This window comes from Mycobacterium sp. (genome assembly GCF_032159765.1).
GTDB lineage: Bacteria > Actinomycetota > Actinomycetes > Mycobacteriales > Mycobacteriaceae > Mycobacterium.
Window position 1 is genome coordinate 1 of sequence record NZ_JAVHWM010000242.1, and the last position, 3,076, is coordinate 3,076.

Annotated in this window: 6 protein-coding genes; all 6 read right to left on the reverse strand. The window is 58.9% G+C overall.

Translation table 11 applies throughout. The features are described from left to right. Window positions 1-54 precede the first annotated feature (54 nt). Entirely contained in the window at window positions 55-414 is a 360-nt protein-coding gene (tnpB, locus tag QOH60_RS28700; protein WP_526425287.1) for an IS66 family insertion sequence element accessory protein TnpB, read from the reverse strand. After that, window positions 411-926 (reverse strand): IS66 family insertion sequence element accessory protein TnpA, encoded by a 516-nt coding sequence (gene tnpA / locus QOH60_RS28705; RefSeq protein ID WP_526425288.1) that lies wholly within the window; start codon window positions 924-926, stop codon window positions 411-413. The genes tnpB and tnpA overlap by 4 nt, the downstream gene beginning before the upstream one ends. Before the next feature lie 514 nt (window positions 927-1,440). Next, entirely contained in the window at window positions 1,441-1,953 is a 513-nt protein-coding gene (gene brxF / locus QOH60_RS28710) for a BREX-3 system P-loop-containing protein BrxF (RefSeq protein WP_526425289.1), read from the reverse strand. Between the two features lie 2 nt (window positions 1,954-1,955). Next, a complete protein-coding gene (gene mads1, locus QOH60_RS28715) occupies window positions 1,956-2,150 on the reverse strand; it encodes a methylation-associated defense system helix-turn-helix domain-containing protein MAD1 (RefSeq protein ID WP_526425290.1) in 195 nt (64 codons plus the stop codon). Between the two features lie 112 nt (window positions 2,151-2,262). Beyond that, window positions 2,263-2,682 carry a hypothetical protein gene (locus QOH60_RS28720; protein WP_526425291.1) on the reverse strand — a complete coding sequence of 140 codons (420 nt, stop codon included), beginning with the start codon at window positions 2,680-2,682 and terminating at the stop codon, window positions 2,263-2,265. Beyond that, the coding region (locus tag QOH60_RS28725; RefSeq protein ID WP_526425292.1) for a hypothetical protein at window positions 2,682-3,076 on the reverse strand (395 nt) is incomplete at its 5' end. The genes QOH60_RS28725 and QOH60_RS28720, both read right to left, overlap by 1 nt.

Here is a 3,076-nt window from a genome sequence, read left to right on the forward strand (position 1 = left end):
CATCGTCGTGAGTCAATCCGTCGCAAGCCGGCAAGTGGCCATTCGCTGCTTTCGTCAGCCAGCAACGGCAGGACGCCACCGCTGTTCCGGCGCCCGCCAATCGACACCGTCGATCAACAGCGTCAGCTGCGCCGAGGTGAGCGACAGCGTCTCGCCGGGCGCGACACTTGGAGGCCATAGAAAGACACCGTGCTCAAGTCGTTTGGTGAAAAGACATAGCCCGGTCCCGTCCCAAAATACGATCTTGATAAGGTTGGCCCTGGTGCGCCCCCGGAACACGAACAGGTGACCCGAGAACGGATCCTGCCGCAGCACGCCCTGCACCAGCATGGCAAGCCCGTCGATGCCTTTGCGCATGTCAATGTAACCCAAGGCCAGATGCACCTTCACGCCCGGAGGAAGCAGCGCCGTCATGGTGCACGCTCCTCTCCACGTGCCGCGGTCGCATCAGTGATCTCTACCGTCACGAAGGTTGGCTCAGCCGTAAGCTCTTGCTTCCAGCGACATAGAACACGCCGGGCAATGCCGTAGCGCCGTGCGACGTTGGCGAGGGTTGCATTCGGCTGAGCCGCCTCTGCCAGAATCTGGCGTCTATCTGCTTCGCTGAACCTGCGCCGATGACCATCACGCGCTGGTAGAACGAGGGGGCCGGCCTGGTCCGAAGACGGATAAGTCACATGACTAAGGGTGTGACTTAGACCGTGACTAACGGTGTGACTTAACCCGCCACGGCGGTACAGCAGCTTGCGTTGAGGTGGCTGCGGTTCGGCCTTGAACTTCGCACGCCAGTTCTCGAACCCCTTCGGTGGCAGGCCGTGAAGCTCACAATACTCGCGTTGATTCAAGTCGCTACGCTTCCAGGCCTCATGATGCGCCCGCCAGAAGGCCTCACCCTGCCGCGTCCACGCTCGGTGCTCGCTCGCCATCTTGTTCTCTCCATCTGCAAATCGACGGCGAGAACAGATCGTGTTCGGCAGCTGCAGAACAAGTGTGCAAGGAATCGACGCTTACGAAATTCGCTGATCGCTCGCGGCAATTCCCTGCAAGCTCTCGTCGAATTCCCTGCTGTGATTCGTAGGGAATTCTGCTGCAAGCTTTTGATTCGGCGATTGAACCTTCGATCAAATCCGTTGAAACCCTGCAGAAACGGAGAAATTCCCTGTTCTTTTCCCTGTTAGCAGGGAAACCGGCGCGGAGACCGGTTCGCAGCAGACTGCTTCCTCCGCCAGTCGAACCGAGTCTAACATTCTCCGCGGGCCCACGAAGGCGCAGAGAAGCCCAATAACGGCGGCTGAGGGAATACGAGATCGCCGAGTAGCTCGGCCATTCGCTCAGAAATTACGAATGTCTCGACCAGACGACGCGCATCTGTGACAGAATCCGCTTCCCTGAGCTGTACGACGGATTCAATCGGCTCGAATTGAATGAGCTCAGAATACTTCATCTGATTTCCTCTCCGGATGCCGCCGCCTCAATGTGTTCGGCATCACCGGTCCTAACGATGACCGCTTGCGGTGTTGAGTACCGCCGCGCCTCCGGATGACCAGGTTCGGCATAAGTCAATGATTTGCCATCGAAGGTTCCTGGCCACACTGCGACAATTGTTCGATTCCGGGAGAGTGATTGGAGAAGCCGAAGCGGATCCTGGGCTAGTTCTGCGGCGAATAGCAGCTCTATGTTATCCAGCAGAACAACTTCTGATGCAGCTTCACGAACGATGTTGTCGAGAATGCCGGCCACACGAACAGCTCTCTGCCGATGCGTTAGATCCAATAGAATTTCCGAAATGCGAAGGTTTACGTTCAGGCGCGGCCAATTGTGGCGATCCGAAAGTTCGGCGAGCGCAGCCGTTTTGCCTAGTCGAGCCGGGCCAACCGCGAGGATTAGCCTGTAATAGGCGTCGTTTGTCCGGGGTAGAACGTCTTCGATCTGTGAAGAGAGGGAAGCAGCCACGCTTATTTCCTTCCCTCATCCCGAGACGCAGCCTTTTGTTGCTCGATCCAGTGATCAATATCCAAACTCTTGAATCGCCATTGGCCGCGGACTTTGAATGCTGGCAGTTGGCCTTTCTGTGCCATGGTGTAGACGGTCTTTTCCGCAACCTTAAGCAAGTGGGCCACGTCTGGCAGCGTCAGAATCTCATCCGGCATGAACCGGTCCTCGTTCGGTAAAGGATGGCAGAAGATGCCAGAAGACGCCGGATTTTTCCAGGGACCGTCAGGTCAAATGCTCGAAATCCTGTGGAGCGATGGCCCGAGTTCGCTATTGGGGTCCTGACAACCGCAAGAGCTTCGACATCTGCTCTCCCCACGTCACTCCGAATGGCCGCATCAACAAAGCCAGCGTCATGTCCGCCGGCTGCCGACCATCCAGGATCGCCTCGACGATGTCCGGCGCCAGGAGAGTCAGACGCAGGACGCGACCCACGTAGGATTCGTTGATTTTCTCGGCCGCCGCGATCTCCGCGATTGTAGCGTAGCTGCCATTCTCGAGAATGTTGCGCCAGCGAAACGCGCGCGCTACCGCTTTGACCATCGCGTTGTCTATCCGTTGATACCACAGAGTGTTGACGCCAAGCGTGCCGTCCGGCGCGAGCACGACTTTTCTGCCCCCGCGCTTCCTTATCGAAATCGGCACCCGCACCATAATGGTGCGTCCGTCGCTGATCTTCGGTTTTGCCATCACGCGGCCCTCTGCTGCGATCGAACCGCATCTAGCTCCACCGTCAGGTTTCCCAGCCCTTCCGTCCTCATTCGAATTTCGACCCCGTCCGGGTTGACGTCGACTCGCTCGACGAGCAGCTGCACGACGCGCGCCTGCTCGGCCGCAAACAACTCGTTCCAGACCGGGTCGAGCCGCTGCAGGGCGGCGCGGACCTCGGACTCGTCGAGGCCAGCGACGAGGCGCTTGCCCGCGCGCCACGTGCGCACAATCATTTCCGGGGAACGGAGCAAGCCGCGAACCTGGTCGATGACCGCGCCTTCGATCTCGGCCGCCGGCACGCGTCGCACCGTGCATGCCGGCGCATCGTGCTTCAGCAGATCGGTTGCGATGTAGTACCTATAGAGCCGTCCGC

Coding starts and splice junctions, on each gene's coding strand:
- tnpB (WP_526425287.1), bottom strand. CDS start 414: ATGACGGCGCTGCTTCCTCCGGGCGTGAAGGTGCATCTGGCCTTGGGT.
- tnpA (WP_526425288.1), bottom strand. CDS start 926: ATGGCGAGCGAGCACCGAGCGTGGACGCGGCAGGGTGAGGCCTTCTGG.
- mads1 (WP_526425290.1), bottom strand. CDS start 2,150: ATGCCGGATGAGATTCTGACGCTGCCAGACGTGGCCCACTTGCTTAAG.
- QOH60_RS28720 (WP_526425291.1), bottom strand. CDS start 2,682: ATGGCAAAACCGAAGATCAGCGACGGACGCACCATTATGGTGCGGGTG.